Origin of the sequence: Agromyces sp. SYSU T00194, assembly GCF_040496035.1 — a bacterium.
Classification (GTDB): Bacteria; Actinomycetota; Actinomycetes; order Actinomycetales; family Microbacteriaceae; genus Agromyces; species Agromyces chitinivorans.
Window position 1 is genome coordinate 2,672,315 of record NZ_JBEPJZ010000001.1, and the last position, 14,884, is coordinate 2,687,198.

Annotated in this window: 14 protein-coding genes; 13 read left to right on the forward strand and 1 reads right to left on the reverse strand. The window is 72.6% G+C overall.

Annotated features, from left to right (window positions below; translation table 11 throughout):
- Positions 1-76: 76 nt before the first annotated feature.
- The 5 genes from priA to ABZK10_RS12625 all read left to right on the forward strand — a co-directional run bounded on the left by priA (position 77) and on the right by ABZK10_RS12625 (position 8,458).
- On the forward strand, positions 77-823 hold the full coding sequence (gene priA, locus ABZK10_RS12605) for a bifunctional 1-(5-phosphoribosyl)-5-((5-phosphoribosylamino)methylideneamino)imidazole-4-carboxamide isomerase/phosphoribosylanthranilate isomerase PriA (protein WP_353809550.1): 747 nt from the start codon (positions 77-79) through the stop codon (positions 821-823).
- The gene (locus ABZK10_RS12610; protein ID WP_353809551.1) at positions 807-1,649 is read left to right on the forward strand and encodes an SseB family protein; all 843 of its coding nucleotides are present in this window, start codon (positions 807-809) and stop codon (positions 1,647-1,649) included. Before priA ends, ABZK10_RS12610 begins: the two co-directional genes overlap by 17 nt.
- Positions 1,650-1,727: 78 nt before the next feature.
- Entirely contained in the window at positions 1,728-3,119 is a 1,392-nt protein-coding gene (locus ABZK10_RS12615) for a pyridoxal phosphate-dependent decarboxylase family protein (RefSeq protein WP_353809552.1), read from the forward strand.
- Between the two features lie 55 nt (positions 3,120-3,174).
- Entirely contained in the window at positions 3,175-7,695 is a 4,521-nt protein-coding gene (locus ABZK10_RS12620) for an ATP-dependent helicase (RefSeq protein WP_353809553.1), read from the forward strand.
- On the forward strand, positions 7,682-8,458 hold the full coding sequence (locus ABZK10_RS12625) for a DNA-formamidopyrimidine glycosylase family protein (protein ID WP_353809554.1): 777 nt from the start codon (positions 7,682-7,684) through the stop codon (positions 8,456-8,458). Before ABZK10_RS12620 ends, ABZK10_RS12625 begins: the two co-directional genes overlap by 14 nt.
- A gap of 56 nt (positions 8,459-8,514) precedes the next feature.
- On the opposite strand, the gene ABZK10_RS12630 is transcribed toward ABZK10_RS12625, so the two are convergent.
- Entirely contained in the window at positions 8,515-8,904 is a 390-nt protein-coding gene (locus ABZK10_RS12630) for a DUF1844 domain-containing protein (RefSeq protein ID WP_436408518.1), read from the reverse strand.
- Between the two features lie 225 nt (positions 8,905-9,129).
- Here ABZK10_RS12630 and infC point away from each other — a divergent pair, with 225 nt between their 5' ends.
- From infC to ABZK10_RS12670, 8 genes are all read left to right on the forward strand, one after another.
- The gene (infC, locus tag ABZK10_RS12635; protein WP_281887097.1) at positions 9,130-9,717 is read left to right on the forward strand and encodes a translation initiation factor IF-3; all 588 of its coding nucleotides are present in this window, start codon (positions 9,130-9,132) and stop codon (positions 9,715-9,717) included.
- A 79-nt stretch (positions 9,718-9,796) separates the two neighbouring features.
- Positions 9,797-9,991, forward strand: coding sequence for a 50S ribosomal protein L35 (gene rpmI / locus ABZK10_RS12640; protein WP_281881746.1), 195 nt, complete (start codon positions 9,797-9,799; stop codon positions 9,989-9,991).
- Positions 9,992-10,018: 27 nt separating this feature from the next.
- Positions 10,019-10,411: a 50S ribosomal protein L20 gene (gene rplT / locus ABZK10_RS12645; RefSeq protein ID WP_281881745.1), complete on the forward strand. Its 393-nt coding sequence runs from the start codon at positions 10,019-10,021 to the stop codon at positions 10,409-10,411.
- 87 nt (positions 10,412-10,498) lie between these two features.
- Entirely contained in the window at positions 10,499-11,299 is an 801-nt protein-coding gene (locus tag ABZK10_RS12650; RefSeq protein ID WP_353809556.1) for a TrmH family RNA methyltransferase, read from the forward strand.
- A 124-nt stretch (positions 11,300-11,423) separates the two neighbouring features.
- Entirely contained in the window at positions 11,424-12,212 is a 789-nt protein-coding gene (locus ABZK10_RS12655) for an amino acid ABC transporter ATP-binding protein (protein ID WP_353809557.1), read from the forward strand.
- A 54-nt stretch (positions 12,213-12,266) separates the two neighbouring features.
- Positions 12,267-13,136, forward strand: coding sequence for a glutamate ABC transporter substrate-binding protein (locus ABZK10_RS12660; protein WP_353809558.1), 870 nt, complete (start codon positions 12,267-12,269; stop codon positions 13,134-13,136).
- Positions 13,137-13,207: 71 nt separating this feature from the next.
- Complete coding sequence (locus ABZK10_RS12665) at positions 13,208-13,855, forward strand: amino acid ABC transporter permease (RefSeq protein ID WP_353809559.1); 648 nt, start codon at positions 13,208-13,210, stop codon at positions 13,853-13,855.
- Positions 13,852-14,799, forward strand: coding sequence for an amino acid ABC transporter permease (locus ABZK10_RS12670; protein WP_353809560.1), 948 nt, complete (start codon positions 13,852-13,854; stop codon positions 14,797-14,799). The genes ABZK10_RS12665 and ABZK10_RS12670 overlap by 4 nt, the downstream gene beginning before the upstream one ends.
- Positions 14,800-14,884 lie beyond the last annotated feature (85 nt).

Genomic DNA, 14,884 nt, shown 5'->3' on the forward strand with positions numbered 1-14,884 from the left:
TGGCCCTCGCACGCGAGTAGGATGCTGTGACTGTGCCGGTCTCCCGCTCCAGCGAGACCACGATACGAGGACAGTGATGAGCGAGTTCAACAGGACCCCGCGTCTTGTGCTGCTCCCGGCGGTGGACGTCGCCGGTGGCAAGGCGGTCCGCCTGACCCAGGGCGAGGCCGGGACCGAGACCAACTACGGCGACCCGATCGATGCGGCCGAGGACTGGGCCCGGCAGGGTGCCGAGTGGATCCACCTGGTCGACCTCGACGCGGCGTTCGGCCGCGGGAGCAACACCGGGATCCTGAAGAAGGTCATCCGCCAGGTGCGCGGCGTGAACATCGAGCTGTCGGGCGGCATCCGCGACGACGCGTCGCTCGAGAAGGCACTCGAGATCGGCGCCAAGCGCATCAACCTCGGCACCGCGGCGCTCGAGAACCCCGAGTGGGCGGCGTCGGTCATCGCCCAGTACGGCGAGGCGATCGCGGTCGGGCTCGACGTGCGCGGCACGACGCTCGCCGCACGCGGCTGGACCAAGGAGGGCGGCGACCTCTGGCAGGTCATGGACCGCCTCGAGGAGGCCGGCTGCGCCCGTTACGTCGTCACGGACGTCACCAAGGACGGCACGCTGCAGGGCCCGAACGTCGACCTGCTCCGGCAGGTGATGGAGCGCACCCGCCGCCCCGTCATCGCCTCGGGCGGCATCTCGAGCCTCGACGACCTCGCGGCGCTGCGCGAGCTCGTACCGCTCGGCTTGGAGGGCGCGATCGTGGGCAAGGCGCTGTACTCGGGCGCGTTCACGCTCGCCGAGGCGCTGGATGTCGCCGGCCACTGAGCCGGGCAGGGGCGAACCGGCGGATGCCGCGGGCTCGTCGAGTGACGCGGCGCCCACGCTTCCGGAACACCTCGCCGACTCGGCGGGCCAGCCGTGGGCGGGCCGCGCGTTCACCCCGAACACCCATGCGGCCGACGACGGCGCGATGCCGGAGCGCCTCGGTGAGGCGATCCGGCGGTTCCGTGCGCGCGAGGTCGGGCAGTCCGACGTCGTCGACGCGTTCCGCGAGGCTCGGCTGCTGATCCCGCTCGTCGCCCGCCTGGGCGACGGCGGCACCGAGGTCGGCGCGCACGGCCTGGCGATCGAGAAGAGCCAGGAGCTCGCGATCGTGACGGTCGCGGGCCCCGACGGGCGCAACGTGCTGCCCGTGTTCGGGTCGGTCGCCGCGATGTCGGCGTGGAACCCCGAGGCGCGTCCGGTGCCGGCCGACGGCGTGCGGGTGGCGCTGGCCGCCGCGAGCGAGGACACCGAGCTCGTCGTGCTCGACCCGGGCAGCGCCGGGGAGTTCGTGGTCCGCCGCCCCGCGCTGTGGGCGGTCGCGCAATCCGAGCCCTGGCGCCCGGCGTTCGAGGACGACGCCGTGCGCGACGCCTTCGCGCGCTCGATCTCGAGCGAGCTCGCCGCCGTCGCGACCACCCTCGAGCCGGGCGACCCGGGGGCGCGCCTGGCGGGCCCCGAGGTCGTCGTGCGCCTGGAGCTGCTCGCGGGCCTCGAGCGCGCCGAGCTCGATGCCGTGCTGCAGCGCCTCGCGCAGCGCTGGGCCGCCGACGACGCCATCGCGACCCGCGTCGACAGCCTCACCGTGCGGCTCGTCACCGCCGGCTGAGGCCGCGTCGCGTTCGCGCCCCTACCGCTGGTCGCGCGGAGGGGGCAGACTTCGGGCAGGTCAACCCGAGGAGTGCGCGTGGCGGACGGCATCGAGAACCCGGTCGACTACGACGCTGCGCTGGACGCGGCCACCCGTGCGTCGCGACGATGGCTGGCCGGCCTGCAGGACCGTCCGTTCGACGCCCCGGCCGACGTCGAGGCGGTGAAGGACGCCCTCGGTCGTGACCTCGCCGCCGGCGGTCGCGCCGCCTCCGAGGTGATCGAGCACCTGGCGGAGACGGTCGAGCCCGCACTGCTGCTCAGCCAGTCCGGCCGATTCTTCGGCTGGGTGTTCGGCGGCACGCTCCCGGCGGCCCTCGCGGCGGACTGGCTGGTCGCGGCGTGGGACCAGGACGCGCTGTCGCGGTCGTGGATGCCCGGCACGACGGCCGCCGAGGAGCTCGCGGGCGAGTGGGTGGCCGACCTGCTCGGATTCCCCGCCCGCACCGAGGTCGGCTTCACGACCGGCGCGACGATGGCGAACTTCTCCGGCCTGCTGGTCGGGCGCGACACGGTGCTCGCCGATGCCGGCTGGGACGTGTCCGTCGACGGGCTCGCGGCAGCGCCGCCGGTCCGCGTGGTGGTCGGGGCCGCACGCCACGCCTCGGTGGAACTGGCGCTGCGCTATCTCGGCCTCGGGGCACCGGTCGCGGTCGCGGCCGACGACCAGGGCCGCATCGACGTGACGGCGCTGGAGCGCGAACTGGCCACCGCGGACGGGCCGACACTGGTGTGCCTCCAGGCGGGAGACCTCCACTCCGGTGCCTTCGACGACCTCGAGGCCGCCGTCGCCGTCGCGCACGCGGCGGGCGCCCGGGTACACGTCGACGGGGCGTTCGGGCTGTGGGCGGCGGCCTCGCCGTCGGCCCGCCATCTGACGGCGGGGCTGGAGGGCGTCGACTCCGCGAGCACCGACGCGCACAAGACGCTGAACGTGCCGTACGACTGCGGGATCGTCTTCTGCACCCGGCCGGGCCTGATGCAGCGCTCGCTCGGCACGCGCGCGAGCTACCTTCCACCCCCGGGTGCGACGCCCGATCCCATGGACACCGCGCCCGAGATGTCCCGGCGTGCCCGCGGGGTGCCGGTCTACGCCGCGCTGGCCGCGCTCGGCCGGGACGGTGTCGCAGCGCTCGTGGATCGCCTCATCGCGGGTGCGTCGCGCCTGGCGGCGGGCCTCGACGCCATCCCCGGCGTCCGCGTGCTGAACACGGTCGAGTACACGCAGGTGTGCGTCGCGTTCGAGGACGATGCCGCGACGGATGCCGCCTATGCGCACGTCATGGCGAGCGGGGAGGCGTTCGTGTTCCCGTCGGTGTGGCGTGGGCGCCACGTCATCCGGTTCTCGGTGAGCAACTGGACGACCGGCGAGGCCGAGATCGACCGCACGATCGAGGCGGTGCGCCGGGCGGCGTCCGAGGCCGGGTGAGTGCCGTCCCGACCCGGAGGGCCGCGGTGTCCGTGGGATCGGCTTGAATGGTCGTGTGGGCTCCGTGCTCGATCGTTTCTCGGATGCCACGCGCGCGTGGTTCACCGAGTCGTTCCGCGCGCCCACCGACGCGCAGTCCGGCGCCTGGGACGCGATCTCGCGCGGCGACCACTCGCTCATCGTCGCCCCCACGGGCTCCGGCAAGACGCTCGCCGCGTTCCTCTGGGCGATCGACCGCCTCGCGCGCGGGCACGCGGAGGAGGCGCAGCGAGCGGATGCCCCGCGTCGCGGCACGCGCGTGCTCTACATCTCGCCGCTGAAGGCGCTCGGCGTCGACGTCGAGCGCAACCTGCGGGCCCCGCTCGTGGGCATCGCGCGCACCTCCGAGCGGCTCGGCGTCGCCGCCCCCGACATCACCGTCGGCGTGCGCTCGGGCGACACGCCCCCGGCAGAGCGCCGCGGGCTCGTGCGCAACCCGCCCGAGATCCTGATCACGACGCCCGAGTCGCTGTTCCTGCTGCTCACGTCGAGCGCGCGCGAGTCGCTCGTCGACGTCGACACCGTGATCGTCGACGAGATCCACGCGATCGCGGGCACCAAGCGCGGCGCGCACCTCGCCCTCTCGCTCGAGCGCCTCGACGCGCTGCTCGAGCGCCCGGCGCAGCGCATCGGCCTGTCGGCGACGGTGCGCCCGCACGAGGAGGTCGCCCGGTTCCTCGCGGGCACCGGGCCCGTCAGCATCGTCGCCCCGCCGTCGGGCAAGCGATTCGACCTGCGGGTCGTCGTGCCGCTGGAGGACATGGGCGACCTCGCGGCCGAGCAGGGCAGCATCTGGCCGCATGTCGAGGAGGCGATCGTCGACGACGTGCTCGCGCACCGCTCGTCGATCGTGTTCGCGAACTCCCGGCGACTCGCCGAACGGCTCACCGCGCGCCTGAACGAGATCCACGCCGAGCGCACGGGGGCGGCCGGCGACGGGGCATCCGACGGCTTCGTGCCGCCGCCGACGCGGCCGCCTGCGGAGATGATCGCCGCGTCGGGCGCGACCGCGGGGGCCGAGCCCCTGCTCGCCCGGGCGCACCACGGCTCGGTGAGCAAGGAGGAGCGCGCCGGCATCGAGGACGACCTGAAGTCGGGGCGCCTGCGCTGCGTCGTCGCCACGTCGAGCCTCGAGCTCGGCATCGACATGGGCGCGGTCGACCTCGTCGTGCAGGTCGAGTCGCCGCCGTCGGTCGCGAGCGGGCTGCAGCGCGTCGGCCGCGCGGGCCACCAGGTCGGCGAGGTCTCGCGCGGCGTGCTCTACCCGAAGCACCGCGCCGACCTCGTGCACACCGCGGTGGCGACCGAGCGCATGGTGCAGGGCGCGATCGAGGAGCTCGCCATTCCCGCCAACCCGCTCGACGTGCTCGCCCAGCAGACCGTCGCGGCCTGCGCGCTCGACCCGCTCGACGTCGACGAGTGGTACGACGCCGTCCGGCGCACCGCCCCGTTCGCGGCGCTCCCGCGCTCGGCGTACGACGCGACGCTCGACCTGCTCGCGGGCCGCTACCCGTCCGACCGGTTCGCCGAGCTGCGCCCGCGCATCGTGTGGGACCGCGATGCGGGCACCGTGTCGGGCCGCCCGGGGGCCCAGCGGCTCGCCGTCACGAGCGGCGGCACGATTCCCGACCGCGGCATGTTCGGCGTCTTCATGGCGGGGGAGGAGGGCACCAACCGCCGCGTCGGCGAGCTCGACGAGGAGATGGTCTACGAGTCGCGCGTGGGCGACGTGTTCGCGCTCGGAGCGACGAGCTGGCGCATCCAGGACATCACGCACGACCGCGTGGTCGTCACCCCGGCGTTCGGGCAGCCCGGGCGCCTGCCGTTCTGGAAGGGCGACGGCCTGGGGCGCCCCGCGGAGCTCGGCCGCGCGATCGGCGCGTTCGTGCGCGAGGTCGCCGACGCGACCCCGGCGGATGCCTCGGCCCGCGCCCGCACGGCCGGGCTCGACGAGCGCGCCACGACGAACCTGGTCGCCTTCCTCGAGGAGCAGCGCCGCGCGACCCGGCACCTGCCGACCGACCGCACCATCGTGGTCGAGCGCTTCCGCGACGAACTCGGCGACTGGCGGGTCGTCATGCACGCCCCGTTCGGCAGCCCCGTGCACGCACCGTGGGCGCTCGCGGTGGGCGCGCGCATCCGCGAGCGGTGCGGGGTCGACGCGAACGCGGTCGCGAGCGACGACGGCATCGTCATCCGCATGCCCGACACGGGCGGCGACCCGCCGTCGGCCGACCTGTTCGTGTTCGAGACCGACGAGCTGGTCGAACTCGTGACCGAGGAGGTCGGCGGCTCGGCGCTGTTCGCCTCGCGCTTCCGCGAGTGCGCCGCGCGGGCGCTGCTGCTGCCGCGCCTGAACCCGGGCCGGCGCTCGCCGCTCTGGCAGCAGCGGCAGCGCGCCTCGCAGCTGCTCGAGGTGGCGAAGGACTACGGCGACTTCCCGATCATCCTCGAGACCGTGCGCGAATGCCTGCAGGACGTCTACGACCTCCCCTCGCTGCGCACCATCGCCGACGACATCACCGCCCGTCGCATCCGCGTCGTCGAGACCGAGACCGAGACCGCGAGCCCGTTCGCCGCGAGCCTGCTGTTCGGCTACGTCGGCGCCTTCATGTACGAGGGCGACTCGCCGCTCGCCGAGCGCCGGGCCGCGGCGCTCTCGCTCGACACGGCGATGCTGGCCGAGCTCCTCGGCACCGTCGAGCTGCGCGAACTGCTCGACCCCGAGGTCGTGGCGCAGGCCGAGGCCGAGCTGCAGCGCCTCGACCCCGAGCGTCGCGCCCGTGGCACGGAGGGCATCGCCGACCTGCTCCGCGAGCTCGGCCCACTGTCGGCCGACGAGGTGGCGGCGCGGGTCGAGGCCGGCACGGATGCCGCGGGCGGACTCGCCGAACTCGCCGCCGCGCGGCGCGTGGCCGAGGTCTCGTTCGCCGGCGCCGACCGCTGGGCGGTCGTGGAGGATGCCAGCCGCCTGCGCGACGCACTGGGCGTGCCGATCCCGCCCGGTGTGCCCGACGCGTTCGCCGAGGCCGTCGCCGACCCGATCGGCGACCTGGTGAGCCGCCACGCCCGCACGCACGGGCCGTTCACGGCCCTCGACGTGGCCGAGCGCCTCGGCGTCGGCATCGCGGTCGCGACCGCGGCGCTGCGGCGACTCGCGGCCGACCGGCGCGTCGTCGAGGGCGAGTTCCGTCCGCACGGCACCGGCACCGAGTGGTGCGACGCCGAGGTGCTGCGCCGCCTGCGGCGACGTTCGCTCGCCGCGCTCCGCAAGGAGGTCGAGCCGGTCGACCAGCGCGCATACGCGCGGTTCCTGCCCGACTGGCAGCATGTCGGCGGGCGCCTGCGCGGGGTGGACGGCGTGGGGTCGGTCATCGAGCAGCTCGAGGGCGCGCGCCTGCCGGCGTCGGCCTGGGAGTCGCTCGTGCTCCCGGCGCGCGTCGCCGACTACAGCCCGGCGATGCTCGACGAGCTGACGGCGGCGGGCGAGGTGCTCTGGGCGGGCGCGGGCGCGATGCCCGGCAACGACGGCTGGATCACGCTGCACCTCGCCGACACCGCGCCGGCGTCCCTGCCGCTCCCGGTCGACACGGAGCCGTCGGCCCTCGAGCAGGAGGTGCTCGCGACGCTCGGCACCGGCGGGGCGTACTTCTTCCGCCAGCTGTCCGACGCGGTCGGCAGCACCGACGACCAGGCGCTCGCCGAGGCGATCTGGAACCTCGCCTGGGCGGGGCTCGTGACGAACGACACCTTCTCGCCCGTGCGTGCCATGCTGGCGGGCGGCCGCACGAGCCACGCGCCGACGCGGCCGACCCCGCGCTCGCGCGCCTACGCGGGCCGTGGCCGGGTGAGCGGCCGACCCGCGAGCCCCCTGCGCACCGGGCCGCCGAACGTCGCCGGACGCTGGTCGATCCTGCCGGTCGCCGACGACTCGGCCACGCGCCGGGCGCACGCGCTCGGCGAGACGCTGCTCGACCGGTACGGCGTGGTCACCCGCGGCGCGGTCGTCGCCGAGGGCGTCGTCGGCGGATTCGCGCTGGCCTACCGCACGCTCTCGGGGTTCGAGGAGTCCGGTCGCGTGCGGCGCGGCTACTTCATCGACGGGCTCGGGGCCGCGCAGTTCGCGAGCGCGGGTGCCGTGGACCGGCTCCGCACCGCGCCCGAGGCGCCGACGCTCGTGCTGGCCGCGACCGACCCCGCGAATCCCTACGGCGCGGCGCTGCCCTGGCCGGAGCTCCCCGTCGACGGCCACCGTCCCGGCCGCAAGGCGGGCGCGATGGTGATCCTGGTCGACGGCGCGCTCGTCGCGTACGTCGAGCGCGGTGGCAAGACGATCATCGCGTTCACCGACGACGCCGAGGTGCTGCGTGGAGCGGCGACGGCGCTGGCCGCGGTCGTGCAGCGCGGCGCGGTCGACCGCCTGCGCGTCGAGACCGTGAACGGCGCGTTCGTCATGGGCACGCCCGCGGGCGACGCCCTGCAGGAGGCCGGATTCCGCACGACGCCGAGGGGGCTGCGGATCAGTGCCCGAGGGTGACACCGTCTGGCGCGCGGCGCGCCGCCTGCACGAGGCCCTGGCCGGGGCATCCGTCGTGGCGACCGACGTGCGCGTGCCGCGCTACGCGACCGTCGACCTCGCCGGCGAGACCGTGCACTCGGTCGGCTCGCGCGGCAAGCACCTGCTCATGCGCATCGGCGACCAGGTGGTGCACACGCACCTGAAGATGGAGGGGGAGTGGCGGGTGCTGCGCCCGGGCGAGCGCTGGCCGCACCCCGCGCACCGCGCGCGCATCGTGATCACCACGCCCGACGCCGTCGCGATCGGGTTCGACCTCGGCATCGTCGAGGTCTTCCCGGCCGAGGAGGAGGGCGATCGGCTCTCGCACCTCGGCCCCGACCTGCTGGGCGACGACTGGGACCCCGCCGAGGCCGTCAAGCGGCTCGCCGCGCGCCCCGAGCAGGAGATCATCGTCGCGCTCGCCGACCAGCGCAACCTCGCCGGGCTCGGCAACGAGTACGTCAACGAGCTGTGCTTCCTGCGCGGGCTCGCGCCGGGCCGCGTGGTCGCCGACGTCGACCTGGCACCCGCCGTCGCGCTCGCCGAACGGCTCATCCGCGCCAACCGCGACCGCGTCGCGCGAACGACCACGGGTGACACCCGGCGCGGGATGCGCCTCTGGGTGCACGGCCGCGGTGGCCAGCCGTGCCGGCGCTGCGGCACGACGATCCGGCATGCGCGGCACGGACGCACCGAGCTGGAGCTGCGCGAGACCTGGTGGTGCCCGCACTGCCAGACGTGAGGCGGGCGGGCGTCAGCGGCGCGGCATCCGCTCGCCCCGCCGGCCCGGTGGCGCGGTCAGTTGACCGGGCCGGTCCACTTCTCGCCGGGCCCCTTGCCGATCGGGTCGGGAATGACGGACGCCTCGCGGAACGCCAGCTGCAGCGAGCGCAGGCCGTCGCGCAGGCTCCGCGCGTGCATGTCGCTGATCTCGGGGGCGCCCGCGGTGATGAGGCCCGCGAGGGCGTTGATGAGCTTGCGCGCCTCGTCGAGGTCGACCTCGGCCTCCGGGTCGTCGGCGAGCCCGCACTTGACCGCCGCGGCGCTCATGAGGTGCACCGCGGTCGTGGTGATCACCTCGACCGCGGGGACCTCGGCGATGTCGCGCGTGGCGTCGATCGTGGCATCCGACTGGGGATTCTGAGACACGTGGAACCTCTGGTAGACTTCTGCGGGCTCCGGGGCCATTCCCCGGTACGAAAGTGGAGATTCTCCCACCCGCGCTTGACCGCCTCATTAGGTTACCGGGTAGATCGCACTCCGCTTGCCGGCCGCGAGGTCGGGAAGTAGACAGGGTGCCGTAGGGCCGCACGTGAAGTTCACGGGCGGCGGTGCGTGGATTTCCGCCTTCGTCGCCAGGCGGCATCCGCTCCCTGGCGCAGCAGGAAATGCTCGAAACAGAGGAGTACACGCATCAGCGATCCCCGTACCAACGACCGTATCCGCGTTCCCGAGGTCCGCCTCGTGGGGCCCAGCGGAGAGCAGGTCGGCGTCGTGAAGATCGAGGTTGCCCTGCGACTCGCGCAGGAGGCCGACCTCGATCTCGTCGAGGTCGCACCGAACTCGAAGCCGCCCGTGGCCAAGATCATGGACTACGGCAAGTTCAAGTACGAGGCTGCGCAGAAGGCCAAGGAGGCCCGGCGCAACCAGGCGAACACGATCCTCAAGGAGGTTCGGTTCCGCCTCAAGATCGACAAGCACGACTACGAGACGAAGATGAAGCGCGCCGTCGGCTTCCTGAAGGCCGGCGACAAGGTCAAGGCGATGATCCTCTTCCGCGGACGCGAGCAGTCGCGCCCCGAGATGGGCGTCCGCCTCCTGCAGCGCTTCGCCGAGGACGTCGCCGAGTTCGGCACCGTCGAGCACACCCCCACGATCGACGGGCGCAACATGACCATGGTCATCGCTCCCGTGAAGAACAAGTCCGAGGCCAAGGCCGAGGCGAACGCACAGCGTGCTGCGGCCAAGCAGCGCCCCGCGTCGGAGGACGCGGGCGAGTAGGTCGCAGGCGGTTCGCGCCCACCGGCGCGAGCCTGAACCATTCCGCCCCCTCGCGGGGCGGGAACCGAAGGAGAAACGAATGCCCAAGCAGAAGACCCACTCCGGGTCGAAGAAGCGCTTCAAGGTCACCGGCAGCGGCAAGATCAAGAAGCAGCAGGCCGGGATGCGTCACAACCTCGAGGGCAAGTCCTCCGTGCGCACCCGCCGCCTGAACCAGGACAAGGTGGCCTCCAAGGCCGACACCAAGGTCATCAACAAGCTGCTCGGCCGCTGAGCCGAAGACCCGTAAGGAACAAGAGCAATGGCAAGAGTCAAGAGGGCCGTCAACGCCCACAAGAAGCGCCGGGTCATCCTCGAGCGCGCCGAGGGCTACCGCGGGCAGCGTTCGCGCCTGTACCGCAAGGCCAAGGAGCAGGTCACCCACTCGCTGGTCTACTCCTACAACGACCGCCGTGCGCGCAAGGGCGACTTCCGCCGCCTGTGGATCCAGCGCATCAACGCCGCGTCGCGCCAGAACGGCCTGACCTACAACCGCTTCATCCAGGGCCTCGGCCTCGCGGGCATCGAGGTCGACCGTCGCATCCTCGCCGACCTCGCCGTGCACGAGCCGGAGACCTTCGCCGGCCTCGTCGAGGCCGCCAAGGCCGCGCTGCCCGCCGACACCTCGGCCCCCAAGGCCGACTCGGCGGCGTAGGCACCGCACCGCGCATCGAACGGCCCGTCCCGGAATTCCGGGGCGGGCCGTTCGTCGTTGGCGACGGGGCCTCCCTAGACTGAGCGCATGCTCGAGAACCCGCGCTCGCCGCGCGTGCGCGCCGTCGCGAAGCTCGCCAAGAAGCCCGCCCGCCAGGAGTCGGGGCTGTTCCTGCTCGAAGGACCGCAGGCGGTCGCCGAGGCGCTCACCTACCGCCCGCAGCTGCTCGTGGAGCTCTACGCCACCCCGACGGCGCTCGAGCGGTACACCGACATCGGGCAGACCGCGGTCGACGCCGGCGTCGACGTCGAGTTCGTCACCGAGGAGGTGCTGGGCGCCATGGCCGACACGGTGACCCCGCAGGGGTTCGTCGCCGTGTGCCACCAGTTCCCGACCGCCGCGAAGGACGTGTTCGCCGCGGGCCCGAAGCTCGTCGCGATCCTCGAGGAGGTGCGCGACCCCGGCAACGCGGGCACCATCATCCGGGCGGCGGATGCTGCGGGGGCCGACGCCGTGATCTTCAGCGGCCGCACGGTCGACCTCTACAACCCCAAGGTCGTGCGCTCGTCGACCGGATCGATCTTCCACCTGCCGGTGGCGGTCGGCGCACACCTCGAGGACGTGCTGGAGCGCGCCCGCGGCGCGGGGCTGCAGGTGCTCGCCGCCGACATCCACGGCGACGACCTGCTCGAGGTCCGCAACGCCGGCGGGCTCGCCGCGCCGACGGCCTGGCTGTTCGGCAACGAGGCGCGCGGGCTCGACGACGCGCACCGCGATGCGGCGGACCGCGCCGTCACGGTGCCCATCTACGGGCACGCCGAGTCGATGAACCTCGCCACCGCCGCATCCGTCTGCCTGTACGAGAGCGCCTTCGCGCACCGATCCTGAGTCCCGGGCGGTTCGCGCGGCGATCCTGAGCGTCGCTCGGGGTTCCGACGGTCGAGTCACGAAACGGTAACCGATGCGCGGCCACTACAGACCGGGCGTGAGGCCGTCCCCTACGTTGGGGGGTATGGAGCCCACCACGCCGACTCCGGCGACGTCCAACATCTCTGTGCGTCGTGGAGAACCGCTCGTCGTGATCGACCAGGTGAACAAGCACTACGGCGAACTGCACGTGCTGAACGACATCAACACGCAGGTCAACCGCGGTGAGGTCGTCGTGGTCATCGGCCCGTCGGGGTCGGGCAAGTCCACGCTCTGCCGTGCCATCAACCGCCTCGAGACCATCGACTCCGGCACCATCACGATCGACGGCGAGCGGCTCCCCGAGGAGGGCGCCGCGCTCGCGAAGCTGCGTGCCGACGTCGGCATGGTCTTCCAGTCGTTCAACCTGTTCGCGCACAAGACGGTGCTCGAGAACGTCACGCTCGCGCCGATCCGGGTGAAGAAGAAGTCGAAGAAGGAGGCCGAGGCGCGCGCCATGGAGCTCCTCGACCGCGTCGGCGTCGCGAACCAGGCCTCGAAGATGCCGTCGCAGCTCTCCGGCGGGCAGCAGCAGCGCGTGGCCATCGCGCGCTCGCTCGCGATGAGCCCGAAGCTGATGCTCATGGACGAGCCGACGAGCGCGCTCGACCCCGAGATGATCAACGAGGTGCTCGACGTCATGGTCGGCCTCGCGAAGGACGGCATGACGATGATCGTCGTGACGCACGAGATGGGATTCGCCCGGCGCGCCGCCGACCGGGTGCTGTTCATGGCCGACGGGAAGATCGTCGAGGAGGCGTCGCCGAACGACTTCTTCGACCACCCGCAGTCGGACCGTGCCAAGGACTTCCTCTCGAAGATCTTGGAACACTGAGGCTCGGCCGCCTTCGCGCGGCGGGGGAATACGCACACAGGAGGAGAAGAGGACATGAAGCGCAGCAGACTCGCACTCATCGCCGCAACGGGGGTCGCGGCACTCGCACTGGCCGGGTGTTCCGGCGGCGACAGCTCCGGCGACGGGGAGTCCACGGACTCGAGCGGCACCGTCGAGTTCGACGAGGGCACGACGATGGCGGAGCTCTCCGAGGCCGGCACCATCACGATCGGCACCAAGTTCGACCAGCCGCTGTTCGGCCTGGTCGGCCCGAGCGGCGACCCCGAGGGCTTCGACGTCGAGATCGGCAAGATCATCGCCGGCCAGCTCGGCATCGACGAGGGCAGCATCGAGTGGGTCGAGACCGTGTCGGCCAACCGCGAGCCGTTCATCGAGAACGGCCAGGTCGACATCGTCGTGGCGACCTACACGATCAACGACGAGCGCAAGGAGGTCATCTCCTTCGCGGGTCCGTACTACATGGCGGGCCAGTCGATCCTCGTGAACGCCGACAACGAGGACATCACCGGCGAGGACGACCTGATCGGGCAGCCCGTCTGCTCGGTGACCGGCTCGACCCCGGCGGCGTACCTCGAGGAGCTCGGCGCCGAGACCGTGCTGACCGACACCTACACGAACTGCCTCGAGCCGCTGCGCCAGGGCCAGGTCGTCGCGGTGTCGACCGACAACGTGATCCTCGCCGGCCTCGCCGCGCAGACCGAGGGCGAGTTCAAGGTGGTCGGCGAGCCGTTCACCGACGAGCCGTACGGCATCGGCCTCGCACTCGACGACACCGACTTCCGCATGTGGATCAACGACGTGCTCGAGGAGTCGTACGCGGACGGCAGCTACGAGGAGGCGTGGAACTCGACGGCGGGCACCATCCTGCCGTACGTCGAGCCGCCGGCAGTCGACCGCTACTGATGCACCGATGACCCGGGCCGGGTGCACCCCCGGCCCGGGTCGTCACCGCCCGACACGACGAGAGGAGCCGCGTGGACGCCGTCTTCGACAACCTGCCGAGATACTTCGACGGGTTCACCGTGACGCTGCTCCTGCTCGCCGTCTCGAGCGTCTTCGCGCTCGTGCTCGGCACGGTGATCGCGGCGATGCGCATCTCCCCGGTGGCGTCCCTCCGCGGGTTCGCCACGGTCTACACCGAGATCGTGCGCAACACCCCGCTCACGCTGGTGCTGTTCTTCTGCGCCATCGTGCTGCCGTACCTCGGCTCCACGCTCTCGTACACCGTCGCCGCGATGATCGGCCTGTCGGTCTACACGTCGCCGTTCGTCGCCGAGGCGCTGCGGTCGGGCATCAACGGCGTGGCCGTCGGCCAGGCGGAGGCCGCCCGCAGCGTGGGGCTGGGCTTCGGCCAGACGGTGACGCTGGTCATCCTGCCGCAGGCCTTCCGCATGACCGTGCCGCCCCTCATCAACGTCTTCATCGCCCTGACCAAGAACACCTCGGTCGCGGGCGGATTCTTCGTGGCCGAGCTCTTCACCATCGGCAAGGAGCTCGCGAACGCGCGGGGCGACCAGGTCATCGCCGTGCTGCTCGGGGTCGCCACCTTCTACCTCCTGATCACGGTGCCGCTGGGCCTCGTCGCCACCCAGCTCGAGCGGAAGTGGGTGGTGCAGCGATGAGCCGCGGCGCCGCAGTCCTGTTCGACGCGCCCGGGCCCCGCGCCCGCCGCACGTCGCTGCTCGTCTCGCTCATCGCGGGCGTGCTCATCGTGATCGGCCTCGGCTGGATCATCGCCGTGCTCGCGGCGCCCCGCGAGGGGCCGGGCGGCCTCGAGCTGCCGGGCATGTTCGCACCGACCCGGTGGGACATCTACTCCGACCCCGAGGTCTGGCTCTTCATCGGCGAGGGCGCGTTGGCCACCCTGCGCGCGGCCGCGGTCGCCGCCGCGCTCGCGCTGGTCTTCGGCGTCGTGCTCTCGCTCCTCCGCAGCGCGCAGAGCCGCTGGGTGCGCATCCCCACCGCGGTGTTCATCGAGTTCTTCCGCGGCATGCCCGTGCTGCTGATGATGCTGTTCATCCTGCTCGCGGCGTCGACCGGCCAGTTCTGGGCCGTGGTCTGGGCGCTCGCGCTCTACAACGGCGCACTCATCGGCGAGGCGCTCCGCGCCGGCCTCGCGGCGCTGCCGAAGGGGCAGCGCGAGGCCGGACTCAGCCTGGGCATGCGCCAGCTGCAGTCGAAGCTGCTGGTGGAGTTCCCGCAGGCGTTCCGCCAGATGCTGCCGATCATCGTGGCCCAGCTCGTCGTGCTGCTGAAGGACACCTCGCTCGGGTACATCGTCGGCTACAACGAGCTGCTGCGCACCACGCTCAACAACCTCGGCAGCTTCTTCGGCAACCGCTACCTGTTCTCGCTCTTCATCGTGACCTGGGTGATCTACCTCGCGATGAACCTGACGCTGTCGTGGTTCGCACGCTGGCTGTCGCGCCGCACCGAGAGCGGTGGCGGCGGGTTCAGCTGGGGCCGCAACAAGAAGGCGGGCCCGCCCGAGGACCCGAACCAGGCGCTGCTCATCGCGAAGGCGAGCGCGTCCGCCCGTCAGGTGGGCAACGCCGGCGGCGTCTAGCAGTTCCCCCGAACGTGCCCGCCCGGTCAACGGCGATCGAGCGGGTGCCTCACTTCTCGGGGTGTGCGCGCCCACCGGTAGACTC

What these genes read in the sequence shown, in the direction of transcription:
- priA (WP_353809550.1), top strand. Translation starts at nt 77, where the DNA reads ATGAGCGAGTTCAACAGGACCCCGCGTCTTGTGCTGCTCCCGGCGGTG.
- ABZK10_RS12610 (WP_353809551.1), top strand. Translation starts at nt 807, where the DNA reads ATGTCGCCGGCCACTGAGCCGGGCAGGGGCGAACCGGCGGATGCCGCG.
- ABZK10_RS12630 (WP_436408518.1), bottom strand. Translation starts at nt 8,904, where the DNA reads ATGGCCCCGGAGCCCGCAGAAGTCTACCAGAGGTTCCACGTGTCTCAG.
- rpmI (WP_281881746.1), top strand. Translation starts at nt 9,797, where the DNA reads ATGCCCAAGCAGAAGACCCACTCCGGGTCGAAGAAGCGCTTCAAGGTC.
- rplT (WP_281881745.1), top strand. Translation starts at nt 10,019, where the DNA reads ATGGCAAGAGTCAAGAGGGCCGTCAACGCCCACAAGAAGCGCCGGGTC.
- ABZK10_RS12650 (WP_353809556.1), top strand. Translation starts at nt 10,499, where the DNA reads ATGCTCGAGAACCCGCGCTCGCCGCGCGTGCGCGCCGTCGCGAAGCTC.
- ABZK10_RS12655 (WP_353809557.1), top strand. Translation starts at nt 11,424, where the DNA reads ATGGAGCCCACCACGCCGACTCCGGCGACGTCCAACATCTCTGTGCGT.
- ABZK10_RS12660 (WP_353809558.1), top strand. Translation starts at nt 12,267, where the DNA reads ATGAAGCGCAGCAGACTCGCACTCATCGCCGCAACGGGGGTCGCGGCA.
- ABZK10_RS12670 (WP_353809560.1), top strand. Translation starts at nt 13,852, where the DNA reads ATGAGCCGCGGCGCCGCAGTCCTGTTCGACGCGCCCGGGCCCCGCGCC.